This is a genomic window from Corynebacterium sp. sy039 (assembly GCF_007904105.1).
Lineage (GTDB): Bacteria > Actinomycetota > Actinomycetes > Mycobacteriales > Mycobacteriaceae > Corynebacterium.
On sequence record NZ_CP042325.1, the window covers coordinates 24,015 to 40,573 of the forward strand.

Below are 16,559 nucleotides of genomic sequence, written 5' to 3' on the forward strand. Positions count from 1 at the left end.
TGGCAATATGACAACACATACAACCATAAAAAATAGTGCTCATGGCGTAGCAATCACTGTTCCTACTGGTATTTGGCTTGGTACCAACAATGTTCCAGCCGCCAGTGGCGAAACTTTTGCGGTCGTAGATCCAGCAACCGAAGAAACCCTTGCCCAAGTAGCATCTGCTTCAGCAGAAGAATGGAATCGAGCACTTGAGCTTGCCGACGATGCGCAAACGCAATGGGCTGATTTTTCTGCCCGAGCACGTTCGGAAATCCTCTATGACATCTTTACTGCCGTCGCACAGCGCAGCGAGGATTTTGCTGCCCTCATGTCCCTTGAAATGGGAAAACCTCGAGCAGAAGCACAAGGAGAAGTAGCCTATGGCAATGAATACTTCCGCTGGTTTGCTGAGGAAGCAGTGCGTAGTCATGGGCGAGTAGCTCCAGCACCAGCAGGTAATGGCACAATCATTGCCACCCGTGAACCAGTAGGTCCAGTGTTGGCGATTACGCCGTGGAACTTTCCACTAGCTATGGCAACTCGCAAAATTGCGCCAGCACTTGCCGCAGGCTGCACCATTATTATCAAACCTGCCGCAGAAACCCCATTGACCATGCTACTTTTGGGCGAAATCATTGCCGAAGTATTCCATAAGCATGAGGTACCTAACGGCGTTGTTTCTATCATTCCCACCTTGGCTGCTGCCGAATTATCCGCACAGCTTATGACCGATAGCCGCCTGAAGAAAATCACATTTACCGGTTCCACTGCTGTAGGTAAGAAACTTGTGGAGCAATCAGCTCACAATCTCTTGCGTACCTCCATGGAATTAGGCGGTAATGCGCCATTTGTGGTGGCAGCAGATGCCGACCTTGATCTGGTTTTTACCTGTGCTATGCAGGCGAAAATGCGCAATGGGGGTCAGGCGTGTATCGCAGCAAATCGATTCTTGGTGCATGAGTCACTGGCATCGGAGTTCGTCGATAAGCTCACGCAGGCAATGTCCCAGCTCAGCATGGGTCATGGGTTGGATAAGGCAACGCAGCTAGGACCAGTCATTACCGAAAAACAGCGTGACCGAATCGCGCAACTTGTGGATAATGCACGCGAACTAGGGGCAAAAGTCACTACACCGGAGGTAAAACCGCCAACACAAGGCTATTTCTACCCGCCAACCGTGCTTATCGACGTCGCCCCAGAGGCAGATATTATGCACCAGGAAATTTTTGGTCCGGTCGCCACAGTGACCACATTCAGCAAGCTAGAAGATGCAGTCGCGTTGGCAAATAGCACCGAATATGGGCTAGCTGCTTATGGTTTTAGCGAAAATATCCACACTGCGCACTATCTTGCCAAAGCACTTAAAGCTGGCATGGTGGGGATAAATCGTGGAGCCATCTCCGATGCAGCAGCGCCTTTTGGCGGAATCAAACAATCTGGTTTTGGGCGCGAAGGAGGTACGGAAGGTATTGAAGAATACCAATCTATTAAGTACATCGCGTTGTAGGGGTTGAGTGCGGACCGCAGCAACGCTTTACAAACATAAAAGACTGTAAAGGGCATGGAGGAAAAATGGTTCATTACACTCTCAATTCTGATATGGGTGAAGCACTTGGACTTCATAGTTTTGGCAATGATGTTCGTCTTATGGAGCTCATCGACATTGCTAACGTTGCGTGTGGTTATCATGCTGGAGATCCAAATGTTATGGAAGAAACTATTGCGCTTGCGCGGCAGCACCGGGTAAAAGTGGGAGCACATCCTGGGTTGCCAGACATAGTTGGTTTTGGACGGCGGTCGATGGCATTACATTCTCGTGATGCAAGAACAATAATTACCTATCAAGTAGGCGCATTAGTTGCATTCTTAGAAGCAGAAAATATGCAGCTCAATCACATAAAACCGCATGGTGCGCTTTATGGAATGTTATCGCGCGATGAAGAATTAATGCGTGAAGCTGCGGGGGTTGCAAAAAATTATGATGTTCCTTTTCTCGGTTTAAGTGGCACTGCACATGAAAAGGTCTGTCGAGATATGGGGGTGGAATTCGTCGGTGAGCTTTATGTTGATCTCGATTATTCTGACCAAGGAATCTTGCTCATCAAAGCCCACCCGGAGGAGAAAAGCCCTGAAGAAGTAGCGCAGCGTACGATTCAAGCATTAGAGACAGGAACAATTCTTAGCGAGAATGGCAAAGAAATAGCTGTAGATTTTAGAAGTATTTGCGTACATTCCGATGGGCCTCGTTCAGTAGAAATTGCTCATGCCGTGCGTGAGGTTCTGGATCGGAAAGGTCATGCTCATGTCTGATACCGGCGCACCTATTTCCAGGATAACTTTTGGCGGAGATGAGTTTGTCTTTGTTGAAGTCAGCGATGAGATGTCATTAGCTGCTAATTTTCGGGTGACTGCTATTGCCAAACAAATTCATAAATTACGAGAGCAAAGAGCAGCTAAACATCTTCACGGTCAGTCGGGAATTATTGATATTTGTCCAGCTAATGCCTCAATTCTTATTCGTATTGACCCGGATATTTTTCATCCACATGACATGGTTGCCACGATTAGAAGTATTGAAAAAGAACTTGATGACGATGCTACGATTATCGACACTCGAATAATCGAAATACCGGTATGGTACAACGATCCTTATACAGCAGAAATAGTAACTAAGTTTCGACAGGGCTATCACCAAGATCCAACGAAAACAGATCTAGAATATGCGGCAGCAATCAATAATTTCTCAGATACTGCCGATTTCATTAAAGCCCATTACAGCAGCCCTTGGCTGGTTTCTATGGTTGGTTTTGTTGCGGGATTACCATTCATGTTTCAACTTGTAGACAGACAAGAGCAACTTGAAGTACCAAAATATCTCAGTCCACGCACAGATACTCCTGAGCTAACTGTTGGACATGGTGGCTGCTTTGCGTGCATATATTCTGTACGTGGTGCAGGGGGATACCAAATGTTTGGTATTGCTGCGTCTCCTATCTACGATCCAGAGCAGAAATTACCAGATTTTACAGAATCAATGGTGCTCTTTCAGCCAGGTGACATCGTGAAGTTTAGACCTGTTAGCAAGCAAGAATACCAAGAAATCAAAACACAAATTGCAGCAGGAACATTCCGCTACAGAAAGCGATCTGTGCAATTTAACGCGGTTGAAGCGTTGGAGGATCCCCGCAAACTCAATGAAAAATTAATAGGAGTTCTTTATGCGGATTGATGTTATTGAACCAGGATTATCAACCACTATTCAAGATCAAGGACGCAATGGCTATTATCACCTTGGTATTCCGCAGTCCGGCAGCGCTGATCAATTCAGTGCTTATTTGGCGAATGCGTTGGTAGGTAATCGTCGTAATGCAGCAGTTCTTGAATGTACTTATGTGGGTCCTACATTATTTTTTGATGATTACGTAGAGATAGCAATTACTGGTGCGCCAGTAACGGTTCTGTTAGATGGAAAAGAACAGCCAATGTGGACAAGGATCCACGTACGACCAGGTCAAGAACTTTCTTTTGGTGATCTTGATGCCGGTATTCGATTCTATATAGCGGTTCGTGGTGGTATTGATGTGCCGATTGTTTTAGGGTCACGCTCGACGTATATCTTAGGAAAACTAGGTGGTATTGCTGGACGACGATTACTTGCTGGTGATGTATTGCGCACAGGCGATCAGGAGCAGCATTTTCCTACATTGCTTTATGTGGCAGAAAAATTGCGCCCAATTTTTAGCAATTATCAAGAAGTAAGAATTGTGCGAGGACTATATGATCACTATCTCACAGAAGAAGGTTTTAGACGACTGGTCAAAGAAGAATGGTCACTAACTGCAACAGCAGATCGGATGGGATTACGTTACGAGGGACCAGGAGTGGAATGGGTACAGCGTGAGCAAAAATTTGGTGCAGGTAGCGATCCATCTAATATCGTTGATGCTGGTTATGCTGTAGGGTCTATCCAAATACCAGGTGGAACCCAACCAATTTTATTGCACCGTGATGCTGTTTCAGGTGGGGGATACGCGATGGTAGCCACAGTTATTAGTGCTGATATGGATGTTGTTGCCCGTGCTGCTGCGGGAACCATTACTAGATTTATCGAGGTAACTATGGAAGAAGCGTTGGCTTTGCGCGCAGAGCGCAAAAAGCGGTTACTGCCGTTCTGTGCTTAGTGGCAATCGGCTTAGTGGCAACCGCAGGCAAACCAGGCTTGTTCATCGGTAGTGTTGGCTGGGTAGTATTGGTCTGGTGAGATCCACGGAGGAGAAAAGATGAGCAAGGTTCCATTCATTCTAGATACAGACACCGCACAAGATGATTGTGTGGCAATTCTGCTTGGTTTACTTAGCGAACGTGCGGATTTTCGTGCCATCACCATGGTTGCGGGAAATGTTGGTTTTGACCGCCAGATAAGTAATGCGCATATGACGCTCAATGCTGCCGGTAAACTCGGCGAAGTACCTATTTTCGCAGGTTGTAGCCAACCTATGCTACGTCCGTGGTCGTCTGCAGAAGATGTGCATGGCGACGGTGCCGGTGGGCTCACTATGGATTTTTCCGGTACGTTGGTAGAAGATGAGCACGCAGTGGACGCATTATTGAGAATCACAGCGGAAAACCCGGGTGAAATTTCCATCGTTGCCATTGGTCCACTGACTAACATAGCTACAGCTGTAGTGAAAGATCGCAGCTTTGTGCAGAATGTAAAATCGCTGCATATCATGGGTGGGTCAAATAATGGTCGTGGAAATATCACCCCAGCAGCCGAATTCAATTTCTATGTTGACCCGGAGGCTGCACAGATTGTATTTAATGCAGGCTTTGAGAATATCGTCGTTATGCCTTGGGATCCAGTCACCTTTAATGACGCAACGCTGCCGCGCGCGCAATACAATGAAAAAACCGCAGTAGGTACCCCGATTGCACAATTTTTCAAGGCGGTGTGTGATACTACCCTAGATTTCGACGAAGCCGCCGGCATCAACGGGTCTACCCACCCTGATTCTATGACTTTAGCCACTTTGCTCTATCCTGAACTCATCCAAAAATCTGCGCGCTATCGAGTAGACGTAGAAACTAACTCCGATCTCACCCGTGGTTATTCCGCTATGGCATGGGAAGTTTTCGATGTGCAGCGCAATGCTACTGTCATTGAAAAAGCAGACCGCGAACAATTCTTTGGGCTTATCGACGCTCTCCTTAACACGCACACCACGCCTAATCGCAAGATGTGGGTGGCAGATGCCTAAAGTAGACGAGCAGTAATGCGATATTCCCGCAATAGCTGCTCTTGTGCTTTCGACGTCTCCTCCGTGGTATCCTACTGTTCAATGCTGGTGATTTTCCACTGCATATAGTGACTAAGCAACGCTTTGTGATCCCATTGCCTCAACACGCAATCGTCGTTATGCGCCTGCTCAAGATATTCTTTGAGCAGGCTTATTCTCTGATCCACTGCTAAAGGAGTTCTAGGGTGGGAAAGAAGCAAAAGCACATCATAAACAGGACTGCCATGATGGCTTAAATCCCAATCTACTGCCACATAATGACCAGCCTTATCCACCAAGATATTTTCTGGATGTAAGTCACCGTGCACTACTGTACTACCACAGCCACACCATAGATCTGCTGGCCCAAGGAAGATTTGCGGCAAATCAGGAGATAATTGTGCCGTGGAATAGTCGCGCAGAATAGCGGTGATAGCATCATATGCTTGCTGCTCAGACGCATTGTTGAGAGTTATTCCCGGGAAGTGCTCAACCTCTAGTTCCTCGTCGGTAGTAGAAATGATTGTGGGGTGTGCTAGAGAAGCATGAGTCATGCAGCGGGCGACGTCGACAGGCGCGAGAGAACAATCGCGATAACTTTGCACAAAATGTGGAGTCGTAGCAGCTAATGCCCAAACTTTCTTTGCAGATTTCTTTGCGGAAAAACCAGACCTCTCAGTATGAATGCAATACGCATCCGAATGTTTAATTGCACACAAGATCAATACACAGCATAAGAATAACGCTGCAATAAGCCCAAAATTAATAGTGCGCAATACATCATTACCCATGACACTAAGTGACCAAATAAGACAAGCACTGATAATCGCCCCGGCAAAAGAATAGAGAGAAAACCAGGTAGCTTGCGGTGCTGCTAGTGGTTTGAGATCTTGCAGAAAAGCCAAACACATGGGACGAATAATGCCTTTGGCAAGAGCAATCAATAAATATCCGCCAATAAGCAAAAGCGGGTGCGAATAAGAAATAGCTCCCAAACCAACAATAAGCATAATGATAACGGCTGAGAATACATATTTATAGGGTCTATGCAGCCGAAACTGACGCTGAGCAAGAGCAGAACTAAACCCTGAAAGGAGATTACCAGTACAAAAAGCTATAACACTTATCCCTAAAACATGAGGGGTTGCGATGGTCGTATCCGGTATGACTTGAAGCTGAAAAGTTCGATTCACATGGCTAATAACCGTTTCAGCGACCCCACCGACAAGAAACAGTGAACATAATGCAGCAGCATGAGCAGTATTTGAGGGATAAAACACCTGCATGGCTGAGTACATACTATTGCGAGTACGTGGGGTATGCGGGCTATGTAGGGCAGCAGGCGCACTATCAATGGGGGATAATGCGATAAAAGAACCGCATAAAAGTGCTGCTTGCAGATAGAGTGGCAGGCTAGGATACAGCAGATAAGAAAACGCGCCCAGGGGGATGAGAAGTATGGTTGCCCAGTAGAGATTCTTTGAGATTTTACTATTGACGTGCCCAAACTCTTTGTCACCGACCAAACTGACCAGTAAAGCATTATCTGCTCCAGAAAAAAGCGCACCAGCTAGGGTACTGAAAGAAAGGTAACCAAGAAAAGCAACTGGTCCATTGCACAATGCGGCACAGAGAAAAGCGCATATGAAAGCACTACACCCACATTGGAGAAATACTTTTGGTTGGAAACGATCTGCCAGGATAGAGGTGGGAAGATCAAGAAGAATCCCTATTATGCCCACAGTTGCCATGCCTGAGAGGTACGTCGATAAGCTGATGTGTTGGTTGAGAATCCACCACAGGGGCATTGGAATGAGTGTCACAGCAGTCGAACGCAGGTAAGTGCTGAGAGCATAACGACGAATATCCTTAGCATGGGTATGCATGGTTGAGTACCTCCTAGCATTCTCAGCAAATAGATATGTGCACATCATACTTGGCTTATGGTGGTGAAGCTGTGTAATTGGGATGAGATCACCATACGGCAAAAACCCCTGTCCAATTGAAGAAAATTATCTGCTCCTTTGTGCCTGCTTGACGCTACTTAATCGATAAACCCGCAGGTCACGCGGTTTGACCTGGGCAAGTTTGGTCAGTAATTTTGGTTCGGTGTTAATAGTGTCTACAGCGTCTACAGTGTCTAAACGGTTTCGAGTTCTTGGTGCGGTTGCTGCAGCGACCCTGACTTTATTTGCGGGTGCGTGTTCTGCTACTGGTGGCGCGCCGCGCGGTGATGGGTCAGCCAATGGGGTTGCTGGTGGCGTCGATACGCCACGCTATGTTGTGAGCATGATTTCGCATGGTGCCCCGGGTGATACCTATTGGGATTTGGTGCGTAAAGGTGCGGAAGACGCTGCAAAGAAGGACAATATCGAGCTGCGTTATTCGAGTGATCCGCAGGTACCTAACCAGGCAAATCTCGTGCAGTCTGCGATTGATTCTGGTGTGGATGGTATCGCGGTAACCATGCCTAATGCGGAGGCTATTGGTCCGGTGGCGCAAAAGGCAGTGGCAGCTGGTATTCCAACAGTGGGCTTGAACTCTGGTATGGATGCGTATCAAAAGTATGGGCTGAGTGCTTTTTATGGTCAGGATGAAAAGGTTGCTGGTACCAAAGCCGGTGAGCGTTTAGCAACTGAAAATGTCAAGCACGCGCTTTGTGTTATCCATGAGCAGGGTAATTCTTCTCAGGAGGCGCGGTGTGCTGGTGTAGCTGCCGGGGCAGGTGCTACTCAGGTGGAGTTGTTGTATGTTAATGGTCAGGATCTCACGGCTGCTGGTGCAACCATGCAGGCAAAGTTGGCTCAAGATTCCACTATTGACTGGGTGATGAGTTTGCAAGCCTCGGTGGGTATGCGTGCAGTTGAGGCGGTAAAGAATGCTGGTTCTCATGCTAAGGTGTCTACTTTTGATACCAATGCTGAGGTTGTTGATGCGATTAGTGATGGTCGTATCGCATGGGCAGTGGATCAGCAGCCTTATCTTCAAGGTTATCTAGCTGTGGATGCTATTTGGTTAGCGAAGCGCAATGGTGGCACTGTGGGTGGTGGCCGACCAGTTTATACTGGTCCTAGTTTTGTGGATGCCTCTAATGTGGCTGTGATTTCTCAGGCTGCGAAAGAGGGTCTGCGATGAGTATTGCGTCCAACACCTCACCTAGCGCACATGATGTAGGTAGCGCTGATGATCGCTTGCGCAAGCAATCAGGCTGGGCGCGTTTTATTCGTCGCCCGGAACTTGCCAGTTTGCTTGGGGCGATTGCAATTTTCATTCTTTTCTTTAGTGTGGCACCTCCTTTTCGCTCTCTCGACGCGGTGGCAACGGTGTTGTATGCCAGTTCTACGTTAGGCATTGTTGCTTTGGCGGTCGGTCTGCTTATGATTGGTGATGAGTTTGATCTTTCCTCCGGTGTGTCAGTAACAAGCTGTGCTTTAGCTGCAACAATGCTTAACTACAATTTTCATCTCAATTCGTGGGTGGGTGCGGGCATTGCTTTGCTTTTTTCTTTAGCTATTGGTGCGCTTAATGGTTTTTTGGTTACTCGCACGGGCATTGCAAGTTTTTTGATTACCCTTGCTGCTTTTCTTATGCTTCAAGGGCTTAATTTAGCGATTACTAAATTGGTTACTGGGCAGGTGGCGACTCCAACTATTGCTGATATGGAAGGTTTTGCTAGTGCTCATGCAGTATTTGCCGGTACGGTTCATATTGGGTCTGTGGCTATACGGGTTACTGTTTTTTGGTGGTTATTCTTTGTGGTGCTTGCTTCTTTTATCCTGCATAAAACTACTTTTGGTAACTGGATTTATGCGGTGGGTGGCGATAAAAAAGCAGCACGTGCCGTGGGTGTTCCGGTGCGACGCACAAAAATTATTCTTTTCATGTTCGTCGGGTGTGCGACGTGGTTTGTGGGAATGCATACTCTTTTTGCTTTTGATTCGATTCAAGCAGGTCAAGGCGTGGGTAATGAGTTCCTTTATATTATTGCTGCGGTTATTGGTGGTTGTGCGCTTACTGGTGGGCGTGGTACTGCGCTAGGGACTGCAATTGGTGCATTGATTTTTGGTATGACGAACCAAGGCATTGTTTATGCAGGTTGGAACCCGGATTGGTTTAAGTTCTTCTTGGGGGCTATGTTGCTCTTTGCTGTGTTTACCAACACCTCCTTTGCCAACTTTACACAGAAGCGGTAGATATTATGGCGATTATTGAATTAACAGAGATCACGAAGTCTTATGGCACTTTCGACGCGCTCCAAGGGGTAAATCTCAGCGTGAGTACAGGTAGTGTAGTGTGCGTTTTGGGCGATAATGGCGCGGGAAAATCTACTTTGATTAAGGTGCTTGCTGGATTGCATAAACCTACCAGTGGCGAAATTTTCATTGATGGTGAAAGTGTCTCTTTCTCTTCTCCTCGCGACGCTTTGGCGCAGGGCATTGCTACTGTATATCAGGATTTGGCTGTGGTTTCTGATATGTCGGTGTGGCGCAATTTCTTTCTTGGGCAGGAGTTGAGCACTCGTTTTGGTGCCTTGCGCAGTAAAGAGATGAAAAAAATAACCAGCGAGCAATTAAAAAATATGGGAGTCGATATTCCTGATGTTGAAACCCCGATTAGCAGTCTTTCGGGTGGGCAACGCCAAGTGGTGGCTATTGCTCGCGCCATTTATTTTGGTGCTCGCGTGATTGTGCTTGATGAGCCAACCGCAGCCTTGGGTGTAAAACAATCGGGAATGGTATTGAAGTTCATTGCAGCAGCGAGGGATCGTGGTATTGGGGTAGTGCTCATTACGCACAATCCTCATCATGCTTATCTTGTGGGGGATCAATTCACCATTCTCAACCTAGGTCGGCAGATACTAGATAAACCCAAACAAGAAATTACGTTGGCAGAATTGACCCAAATGATGGCTGGTGGTCAAGAATTAGAGACGCTTAGCCACGAATTAGCACGTAGCTAAGCTGAGCTTGTGCAGAATGCTTAATTTTGCTCTGCGTCTTTTTCTGTTTCTTGTTCTGCTAGGCGGTGTTTGCCGATTTGCTCGTCGAGAGCGTTGAGTAATTGTTCATCACGCTCTGATACACCTTCCTCAGGGGAAGGGATATGCTCTTGCTCTGGTGTTTCTGGGGTTTGGGTGGAATATACCAGTGTTGATTCCGGTTTTGCTGCCTGGTGATCTTCTACCCGTGGTGGCTCATCGTGGACATCGTTGGTTTGTGGGTTGAGTTTATTGCGCACCACATTAGTTGCCACTGCAATAACAGCAACGATAGCGGCGATGAGTGCAGAGCTGCGAACCAACCGAAGTGGCAAGCTAGCGCGTGGTTTTTCTCCGCGTACTTTTGCTTTGACTAGATCAGCGCGCTGTGTGGCTTTCTTTTGTGCTTTCTTAGAGGCTTTGCTGAGTTTTTTCGAGGTTTTTTGTGCTTTATGTTCAGCTGCTTTTGCTAGCTCTTCTTTCTTGGCAGCAGCTTCACTAGCGGCTTTTTCTAAGCGCTTGCGATATTGTGCAATCAAGGATGCGGCTTGCTTAGAAGAGCCTTGATAAAGCTCAGCCATATTTTCTTTGCTTGCCTGAACTGTATCAGAGACACTACCTGCAATCTTTTCTACAGTATCCTCATGGGTGGCAGCGGCGTCGAGAAGTGCTTCATAGGCCTGGCGGGCTTTGGCGGAGCGGTAGCGGGAAAAGCTCTTATAGCCGTGCTTGAGTGAGCGTAGTGCAGTAAATAGAACTGTTTTGTTCATAATTCCTTCTAAAATTCTCTAAACTTTCAGTGCCGTGAGACTTTATAGGTACCAGCGTAGCGAGGTTTTGCCGTTCCTGCTGAAAATATGCCTAGAATGGTAGCTATGAGTTTGAGAACTTCAACTGCAATTTTGCACACTAATCGTGGTGATATTACCGTAGAGCTCTTTGGCAACCACGCGCCAAAGACTGTAGAAAACTTTGTGACCTTGGCAAAAGGTACTGCTGACTATAAAACTGAAAATGCCAGCGGTACCACCTCTGGTCCTTTCTACGATGGTTCAGTGTTCCACCGTGTTATTGACGGTTTCATGATCCAAGGTGGAGATCCAACTGGTACCGGTCGTGGCGGCCCAGGCTATATGTTCGCTGACGAGTTCCACCCAGAGCTACATTTTGACCGCGCATACCTTCTCGCAATGGCGAATGCTGGTCCTGGCACCAATGGTTCTCAGTTCTTCATCACTGTGGCACCAACCCCACACTTGAATAATCATCACACTATTTTTGGTGAGGTAACCGACGCTGAGTCCCAAAAAGTAGTCGATGCTATTGCGGGCACCGCAACTGATCGCTTTGATCGTCCTACCGAGCCAGTTGTTATTGAATCAGTAGAGATCGTGGAATAATCCCTTCTCAATTGTGATACCCCTACAAGTCCTTGCCTATCAAGACTGATAGTGCAAGGGCTTTGGCATTCTAGAGCTTTCTAAAAGTATTCAGAGTATTCCATGTATTCCAGCCGATAGTGGAAATTGGCGTTGACAAGATACCGAAAGACGAGAACTTCATGAGCGCATTGCGCAGCTACTATAAGCAAGCACCTGCAACCACCTGTTTTGCTGCACTGATGGTGGCAATATGGCTAATTACAGTGTTCCAATCCTCCTCCATCATCCATTCTCTTGTCGGTAGTTCCCTGGGCAACGCATTGATGATGTATGGGCCTTATGCAACCCAATTTCCAGCAGGTTTAGTGCGAATTTTCGGTAATGCTTTTGTCCATCAGGGCGCGAGTCATTTGGCGATGAATCTTTTTATCTTGATTTTCCTCGGACGTGAAGTAGAAAAATTCTTTGGCAGTGCCATATATACCTTGATTTTTATTACTGGCATTTCTGGTGCTAGTGCTGCGATTACTTGGATGAGTTATGCGGTGCCAGTCATTGGTGCCTCAGGTACAATTTTTTCCCTCATGACCCTCTACACGGCTATTGCTTTTTATCAGCGCATCAATATGCAAAGTGCATTGGTGCTTTTGGGGATAAACATTGTTAGTACATTTATCATTCCTGGTATTTCGATTTGGGGGCATTTAGGTGGTGTTGTGACTGGTATAGCTTTGATGCCCTTGGTTACAGCGCGTCGAAAGAAGGCACGCGGGGTGCAGTTGGTGTGGATTGTGGTGCTGCTCTTAGTGACGCTCGTGCTTATTTTCCAGCGTGAACAATTTTTTGCTTGAGCTTTTCGACGCCACCCAAAGGTTATCCACAGAAGTTATCCACAATGTGGATAAATTACATTGGTGTTATTCACAGGTGCTCCACGATTTTTCAAGAAAAACCGCTGGATAGGCGATTATACTTCCGACTTTAATCAAACATATGTGCAGGTCAAACCTGGGGAAAATAGTTTTCCACAGCTGTGAATAACTTGTGCATAACCATTGGGGAAACCCTCAGCATTGCTCAATACAAAGCTGGGGAGTGTGCTCTAGTGGTTAACTAAAGCACACTCCCCAAAACAGACAAGACAGAGCGGTTTATGGACTATTACCGCCAACCCATAGTCATCAACAAACCAACGATAAAGAAACCAAAACTAATGGCATAGTTCCACGCGCCAAGGTCACGCATGACTGGGATATGCAGTCCAGCCAGGTAATTAACTACTAGCCAGCCTAAGCCGATAAGCATAAACCCAAACATGATGATTTTGTACCACACTGGAGTACCTGTGGCATTGATTTTCACAGGGGTGCGATTATCAGTGGAGCTGCTTATTGGCGCGCTCACTGACTGAGAAATTTTTGCCTTTGGCATAATAACCTCTTCTATCTAATTAACTATGTGCACAATATACCAAGTGCGAGCAAAACACTAACCCAACGCCAGAATATCGAACTCATAAAGACGAGCATTTATTGCTGCATCTTTGCGAATAGTGCTGCCAGGAGCAGTACCTTGTTCTGCAATTAAACCTCGATCTAGGATAACAGCAGTTTTCACCGGTGAGCCAATTTTTAGTTGGGCAGCGCCTCCCTCCCAGCCAGCACCGCGTAGGGCTTTCAGGGCGTCGTCGGTGTTCAAGCGGGTGATATTGGGCATTTTTATGAGCATTCCATTAGATACCTTCACTGTTACCGTCGTCCCTTTAGGCAATTGTGCGCCTTCGCTGTCGACGGATATCACAGTGTCTTTGGGCTCTAAGGAATCGACATATTCAATGTGTGGGTTAAACCCGAGCGCAGTTAAGTTTTCTTGCGCCTGATCCCGCAGCAAACCAGTGACAATAGGAATGCGCTCAGTGGCCACACCTGTGGAAACAGTAATTGCCACTTTAGAGCCTTTAGAAACCTGTGAACCAGCTGCAGGTGCTTGTTCCATGATGGAGTTTTCTGGAATACTATCTGAGCTATCCTCACGAACCACAGGATCTAATTGCAAACCAGCATCGGTGAGTACCTGAGCAGCCGCTTCAATGCTCAATCCGGTCAGGTCAGGGGTTTCGGTAATTTCTTTACCAGAGGAAATAGCTAAGGTGACCGTCGAGTCGCGCTGCACACTAGAGCCGAATGCGGGGTTTGTTCTGATCACATTACCGCGTGGAATATCTTGACTAGCTTCTTCTGTGGTATTTACGCGCAGCCCAAGTTGTTCTAAGCGCTTGACTGCATCAGCTTGGGGAACTGTTTGCAGTTGTGGAATTTGCACCATTGCAGCTTCCACTTTCTTTGATTCCGCTCCCCGGAATAGCTCATAGCCAATAACAGAGCTGGCACCAAGCAATACTACGAGTAGCACGATAGGTAAAGGAGAGAGTCGGCTCTTTTTGGTTTTGTGCTTTGCGCTTTGTGCAGCTAGAGCAGTGGTGTTGACTTCAGTCACTTCGGCAGCGGGTTCGTCCTCGACCTGGTGCGTTGGTTGAACATAGTGACGTGCAGCTTCAGTGACCGCATTGCGTTCTAAGCGTTTTAGATCTTGCGCTAAATCTGTTGTGCTCTGATAACGATCACCAGGGTGCTTTGCCATAGCGGTCAATACCACAGCATCAATGTTGAGTGCGGCCGTTGCAGATAATTCTTTAAGGAATTCGCTAGGGGCAACGGGATCATCTTGAACATGCTGGTAGGCAACGGAAAAAGGCGATTCACCCTCAAAAGGTGGTTTCGCAGTGACCATCTCATAGAGCACGCAGCCAAGAGCATAAACATCAGAACGAGCATCGACAGTTTTGCCTCTAGCTTGCTCAGGCGATAGATATTGAGCAGTACCAATGACTGTTGAGGTTTGTGTCATGGCTGAGGTGACGTCGTTAAGCGCGCGGGCAATACCAAAATCCATGATTTTCGCACTGCCTGTATTGGTAATCATGATATTGGCAGGCTTAATATCCCGGTGAATAATCCCAGTATCATGGCTTGATTGGAGAGCGTCGCAGACGGGAATGAGAATCCGTGCCGCCTGCTCTGGGCTTAGCGCACCACTGTCGGCAAGTACCTCGCGTAATGTGCGCCCAGTAATCAGCTCCATAACGATATAGGGAATCTCTAATCCGTTTTGTTCGCACTCACCGGTGTCATAGGTGGCAACAATTGCCGGGTGGTTCAGTAGGCTTGAGTTTTTTGCTTCTTTGCGGAACCGCTCCCGGAAGTTAATATCTCTTGCTAGATCAGGACGCAGCATTTTGATTGCTACCTGACGACCAAGCAGCGTGTCCTGCGCACTATAAACTTCGGACATTCCACCAGTGCCGATGATTGCCCCTAGTTCATAGCGGTTAGCCAGTAATTCACTCACGTTGTGCTCCCGATTGCTCTCTTACTGTACTTCCACAGTCTCGTCGATATATTCCGTGGTCATTGGCTCAACAGTACGTGTTTGCCCAGCAGTTCCTGCTGAACCCTGAGAATTACGAATAGTTGTTGCAAGGCGAGTTGGTGTGACCTGTTCAGTCTCTACCGCTACAGTTGGCTCATCCAAGATCACTGTTTCTGCTTCCTGAGGATCCTCAGCGATTGTGGGTTGTTCCTCCACGATATAGGTACGCTCAGGAACAAAAGTCTCTTCCTCTACGGGTTCTGGTTCTGGCTCTGGAGTTTCCTCCTTGATAACGGTATGGGTTACCACCGCTGGGGTGCTAGTAGTGGGCACAGAATGTGAGGTGAATTTACCAAACCACCCTTGGACATAACCAAAAATGCCGATGCCGATCAGTAACAATAACAACACGGCAGCAGCAAAACCAGCTCCTAAACCACCTCGATCCTTCTCCTTATGGTGAACTCTGTTCTGGGCACGAGCTGCTGGTGCCGCGGCGGCTGCCGCAGGAGCTAGTCGACGAGCAGCCGTTGCTTGCGTGCCTTGAGCTGGAAGAACAGTAGTTGGTTGGGCTACTTGCCCGAGGGCATATGTGGAAGCCGTCGGCGAGGGTTGTGGTGCTACTTGATTGAGCAAAGAAGATTGCGGCTGCGGTGGGCGGTGCCCGCTACGAGCAGTGGCAATGGCTAGTGCGAGTTCATTACCATCGGCATATCTATGCGCTGGATCTTTGCGCAATGTAATACCGATAAGTTCACGCGCAGGTGCTGAGATATGCGTCGGGAGTGGGGAAGGTGCTTGATTGATGTGCGCAATCGCCACTGAGACAGAGCTATCCCCCGCAAAAGGACGTTCACCAGCTAACATTTCATAGCCAACGACGCCTAGGGAGTAGACGTCGCTACTTGCTTTTACCTCTACGCCCTGTGCTTGTTCTGGGGAGACATATTGTGCCGTGCCGACGACCATGCCAGTGCGAGTCAACGGTACTGCTTCGGCTGCTTTGGCGATACCAAAGTCAGTTATTTTTACCTGACCATTCTGCGTGATGAGCAGATTACCTGGTTTAATATCGCGGTGAACCATGCCCATGCGGTGAATGGTCGCTAAACCATGCGCTGCCTGCTCTAAAACATCAAGGGCAAGAGCCTCGGGCAGCGATTGCTTTCTTGCCAACATATCTGCCAATGATTCACCACGAACGTACTCCATGACGATGAAACAGAGCGTGCGACCATGATGAGTGACTTCCCGATAGTCGTAGGTTGCCACCACATTATCTGAGCTGATTTTTTCGCTCGCAAGAGCTTCATTGCGGAACCTGGAGAGAAACTCATTATTATCAGAAAACTCAGGTTTGAGTACCTTAACCGCTACTTCACGCTGGTTTTTTACATCATCGGCCAGCCACACAGTAGACATACCGCCATGACCGATAATCCATTGGAGCTGGTAATCTTCACCAATGAGCCTTTGGAGCTCATGCTGGGAATCGCTGATTGAAGTCAT

The 16,559-nt window shown here is 47.4% G+C and carries 15 protein-coding genes; 10 read left to right on the forward strand and 5 right to left on the reverse strand.

The features are described from left to right. Positions 1–7: 7 nt before the first annotated feature. From FQV43_RS00125 to FQV43_RS00145, 5 genes are all read left to right on the forward strand, one after another. On the forward strand, positions 8–1,492 hold the full coding sequence (locus tag FQV43_RS00125) for an NAD-dependent succinate-semialdehyde dehydrogenase (protein WP_146338017.1): 1,485 nt from the start codon (positions 8–10) through the stop codon (positions 1,490–1,492). A gap of 65 nt (positions 1,493–1,557) precedes the next feature. Then, entirely contained in the window at positions 1,558–2,295 is a 738-nt protein-coding gene (gene pxpA / locus FQV43_RS00130) for a 5-oxoprolinase subunit PxpA (protein ID WP_146338019.1), read from the forward strand. Further along, a complete protein-coding gene (locus tag FQV43_RS00135; RefSeq protein ID WP_144273567.1) occupies positions 2,288–3,214 on the forward strand; it encodes an allophanate hydrolase subunit 1 in 927 nt (308 codons plus the stop codon). The genes pxpA and FQV43_RS00135 overlap by 8 nt, the downstream gene beginning before the upstream one ends. Further along, positions 3,204–4,166, forward strand: coding sequence for a biotin-dependent carboxyltransferase family protein (locus FQV43_RS00140; RefSeq protein ID WP_144273568.1), 963 nt, complete (start codon positions 3,204–3,206; stop codon positions 4,164–4,166). Before FQV43_RS00135 ends, FQV43_RS00140 begins: the two co-directional genes overlap by 11 nt. 99 nt (positions 4,167–4,265) lie before the next feature. Next, positions 4,266–5,243 carry a nucleoside hydrolase gene (locus FQV43_RS00145; protein WP_146338021.1) on the forward strand — a complete coding sequence of 326 codons (978 nt, stop codon included), beginning with the start codon at positions 4,266–4,268 and terminating at the stop codon, positions 5,241–5,243. Positions 5,244–5,314: 71 nt separating this feature from the next. On the opposite strand, the gene FQV43_RS00150 is transcribed toward FQV43_RS00145, so the two are convergent. Then, a complete protein-coding gene (locus FQV43_RS00150) occupies positions 5,315–7,147 on the reverse strand; it encodes an MFS transporter (protein ID WP_168194995.1) in 1,833 nt (610 codons plus the stop codon). A gap of 250 nt (positions 7,148–7,397) precedes the next feature. On the opposite strand from FQV43_RS00150, the gene FQV43_RS00155 reads away from it, so the two are divergent. From FQV43_RS00155 to FQV43_RS00165, 3 genes are read left to right on the forward strand one after another with little or no spacing between them, the layout of a single operon-like run. Next, positions 7,398–8,396 (forward strand): substrate-binding domain-containing protein, encoded by a 999-nt coding sequence (locus FQV43_RS00155; protein ID WP_144273571.1) that lies wholly within the window; start codon positions 7,398–7,400, stop codon positions 8,394–8,396. Beyond that, positions 8,393–9,454 (forward strand): ABC transporter permease, encoded by a 1,062-nt coding sequence (locus FQV43_RS00160; protein ID WP_146338025.1) that lies wholly within the window; start codon positions 8,393–8,395, stop codon positions 9,452–9,454. The genes FQV43_RS00155 and FQV43_RS00160 overlap by 4 nt, the downstream gene beginning before the upstream one ends. Before the next feature lie 5 nt (positions 9,455–9,459). Then, a complete protein-coding gene (locus FQV43_RS00165) occupies positions 9,460–10,221 on the forward strand; it encodes an ATP-binding cassette domain-containing protein (RefSeq protein ID WP_146338026.1) in 762 nt (253 codons plus the stop codon). Positions 10,222–10,241: 20 nt separating this feature from the next. On the opposite strand, the gene FQV43_RS00170 is transcribed toward FQV43_RS00165, so the two are convergent. Continuing rightward, positions 10,242–11,009, reverse strand: coding sequence for a hypothetical protein (locus tag FQV43_RS00170; RefSeq protein WP_146338028.1), 768 nt, complete (start codon positions 11,007–11,009; stop codon positions 10,242–10,244). Between the two features lie 105 nt (positions 11,010–11,114). Between FQV43_RS00170 and FQV43_RS00175 the strand changes: the two genes are divergently transcribed. Together FQV43_RS00175 and FQV43_RS00180 are read left to right on the forward strand one after the other, a co-directional pair. Next, positions 11,115–11,639 (forward strand): peptidylprolyl isomerase, encoded by a 525-nt coding sequence (locus FQV43_RS00175; RefSeq protein ID WP_144273575.1) that lies wholly within the window; start codon positions 11,115–11,117, stop codon positions 11,637–11,639. A gap of 161 nt (positions 11,640–11,800) precedes the next feature. Continuing rightward, the gene (locus FQV43_RS00180) at positions 11,801–12,472 is read left to right on the forward strand and encodes a rhomboid family intramembrane serine protease (RefSeq protein ID WP_168194996.1); all 672 of its coding nucleotides are present in this window, start codon (positions 11,801–11,803) and stop codon (positions 12,470–12,472) included. A 310-nt stretch (positions 12,473–12,782) separates the two neighbouring features. On the opposite strand, the gene crgA is transcribed toward FQV43_RS00180, so the two are convergent. From crgA to FQV43_RS00195, 3 genes are read right to left on the reverse strand one after another with little or no spacing between them, the layout of a single operon-like run. Continuing rightward, a complete protein-coding gene (gene crgA, locus FQV43_RS00185; RefSeq protein ID WP_144273577.1) occupies positions 12,783–13,052 on the reverse strand; it encodes a cell division protein CrgA in 270 nt (89 codons plus the stop codon). Between the two features lie 57 nt (positions 13,053–13,109). After that, positions 13,110–15,029, reverse strand: a complete 1,920-nt coding sequence (gene pknB / locus FQV43_RS00190) for a Stk1 family PASTA domain-containing Ser/Thr kinase (protein ID WP_146338032.1) — start codon at positions 15,027–15,029, stop codon at positions 13,110–13,112. A gap of 21 nt (positions 15,030–15,050) precedes the next feature. Further along, complete coding sequence (locus tag FQV43_RS00195; protein WP_146338034.1) at positions 15,051–16,559, reverse strand: serine/threonine-protein kinase; 1,509 nt, start codon at positions 16,557–16,559, stop codon at positions 15,051–15,053.

Excerpts from the sequence above, each read along its gene's own strand:
- FQV43_RS00150 (WP_168194995.1), bottom strand. The coding sequence starts at position 7,147 with ATGCATACCCATGCTAAGGATATTCGTCGTTATGCTCTCAGCACTTAC.
- FQV43_RS00170 (WP_146338028.1), bottom strand. The coding sequence starts at position 11,009 with ATGAACAAAACAGTTCTATTTACTGCACTACGCTCACTCAAGCACGGC.
- FQV43_RS00135 (WP_144273567.1), top strand. The coding sequence starts at position 2,288 with ATGTCTGATACCGGCGCACCTATTTCCAGGATAACTTTTGGCGGAGAT.
- pxpA (WP_146338019.1), top strand. The coding sequence starts at position 1,558 with ATGGTTCATTACACTCTCAATTCTGATATGGGTGAAGCACTTGGACTT.
- FQV43_RS00195 (WP_146338034.1), bottom strand. The coding sequence starts at position 16,559 with ATGACTTCAATCAGCGATTCCCAGCATGAGCTCCAAAGGCTCATTGGT.
- FQV43_RS00140 (WP_144273568.1), top strand. The coding sequence starts at position 3,204 with ATGCGGATTGATGTTATTGAACCAGGATTATCAACCACTATTCAAGAT.
- FQV43_RS00125 (WP_146338017.1), top strand. The coding sequence starts at position 8 with ATGACAACACATACAACCATAAAAAATAGTGCTCATGGCGTAGCAATC.
- FQV43_RS00165 (WP_146338026.1), top strand. The coding sequence starts at position 9,460 with ATGGCGATTATTGAATTAACAGAGATCACGAAGTCTTATGGCACTTTC.
- FQV43_RS00180 (WP_168194996.1), top strand. The coding sequence starts at position 11,801 with ATGAGCGCATTGCGCAGCTACTATAAGCAAGCACCTGCAACCACCTGT.
- FQV43_RS00145 (WP_146338021.1), top strand. The coding sequence starts at position 4,266 with ATGAGCAAGGTTCCATTCATTCTAGATACAGACACCGCACAAGATGAT.
- crgA (WP_144273577.1), bottom strand. The coding sequence starts at position 13,052 with ATGCCAAAGGCAAAAATTTCTCAGTCAGTGAGCGCGCCAATAAGCAGC.
- FQV43_RS00175 (WP_144273575.1), top strand. The coding sequence starts at position 11,115 with ATGAGTTTGAGAACTTCAACTGCAATTTTGCACACTAATCGTGGTGAT.
- FQV43_RS00160 (WP_146338025.1), top strand. The coding sequence starts at position 8,393 with ATGAGTATTGCGTCCAACACCTCACCTAGCGCACATGATGTAGGTAGC.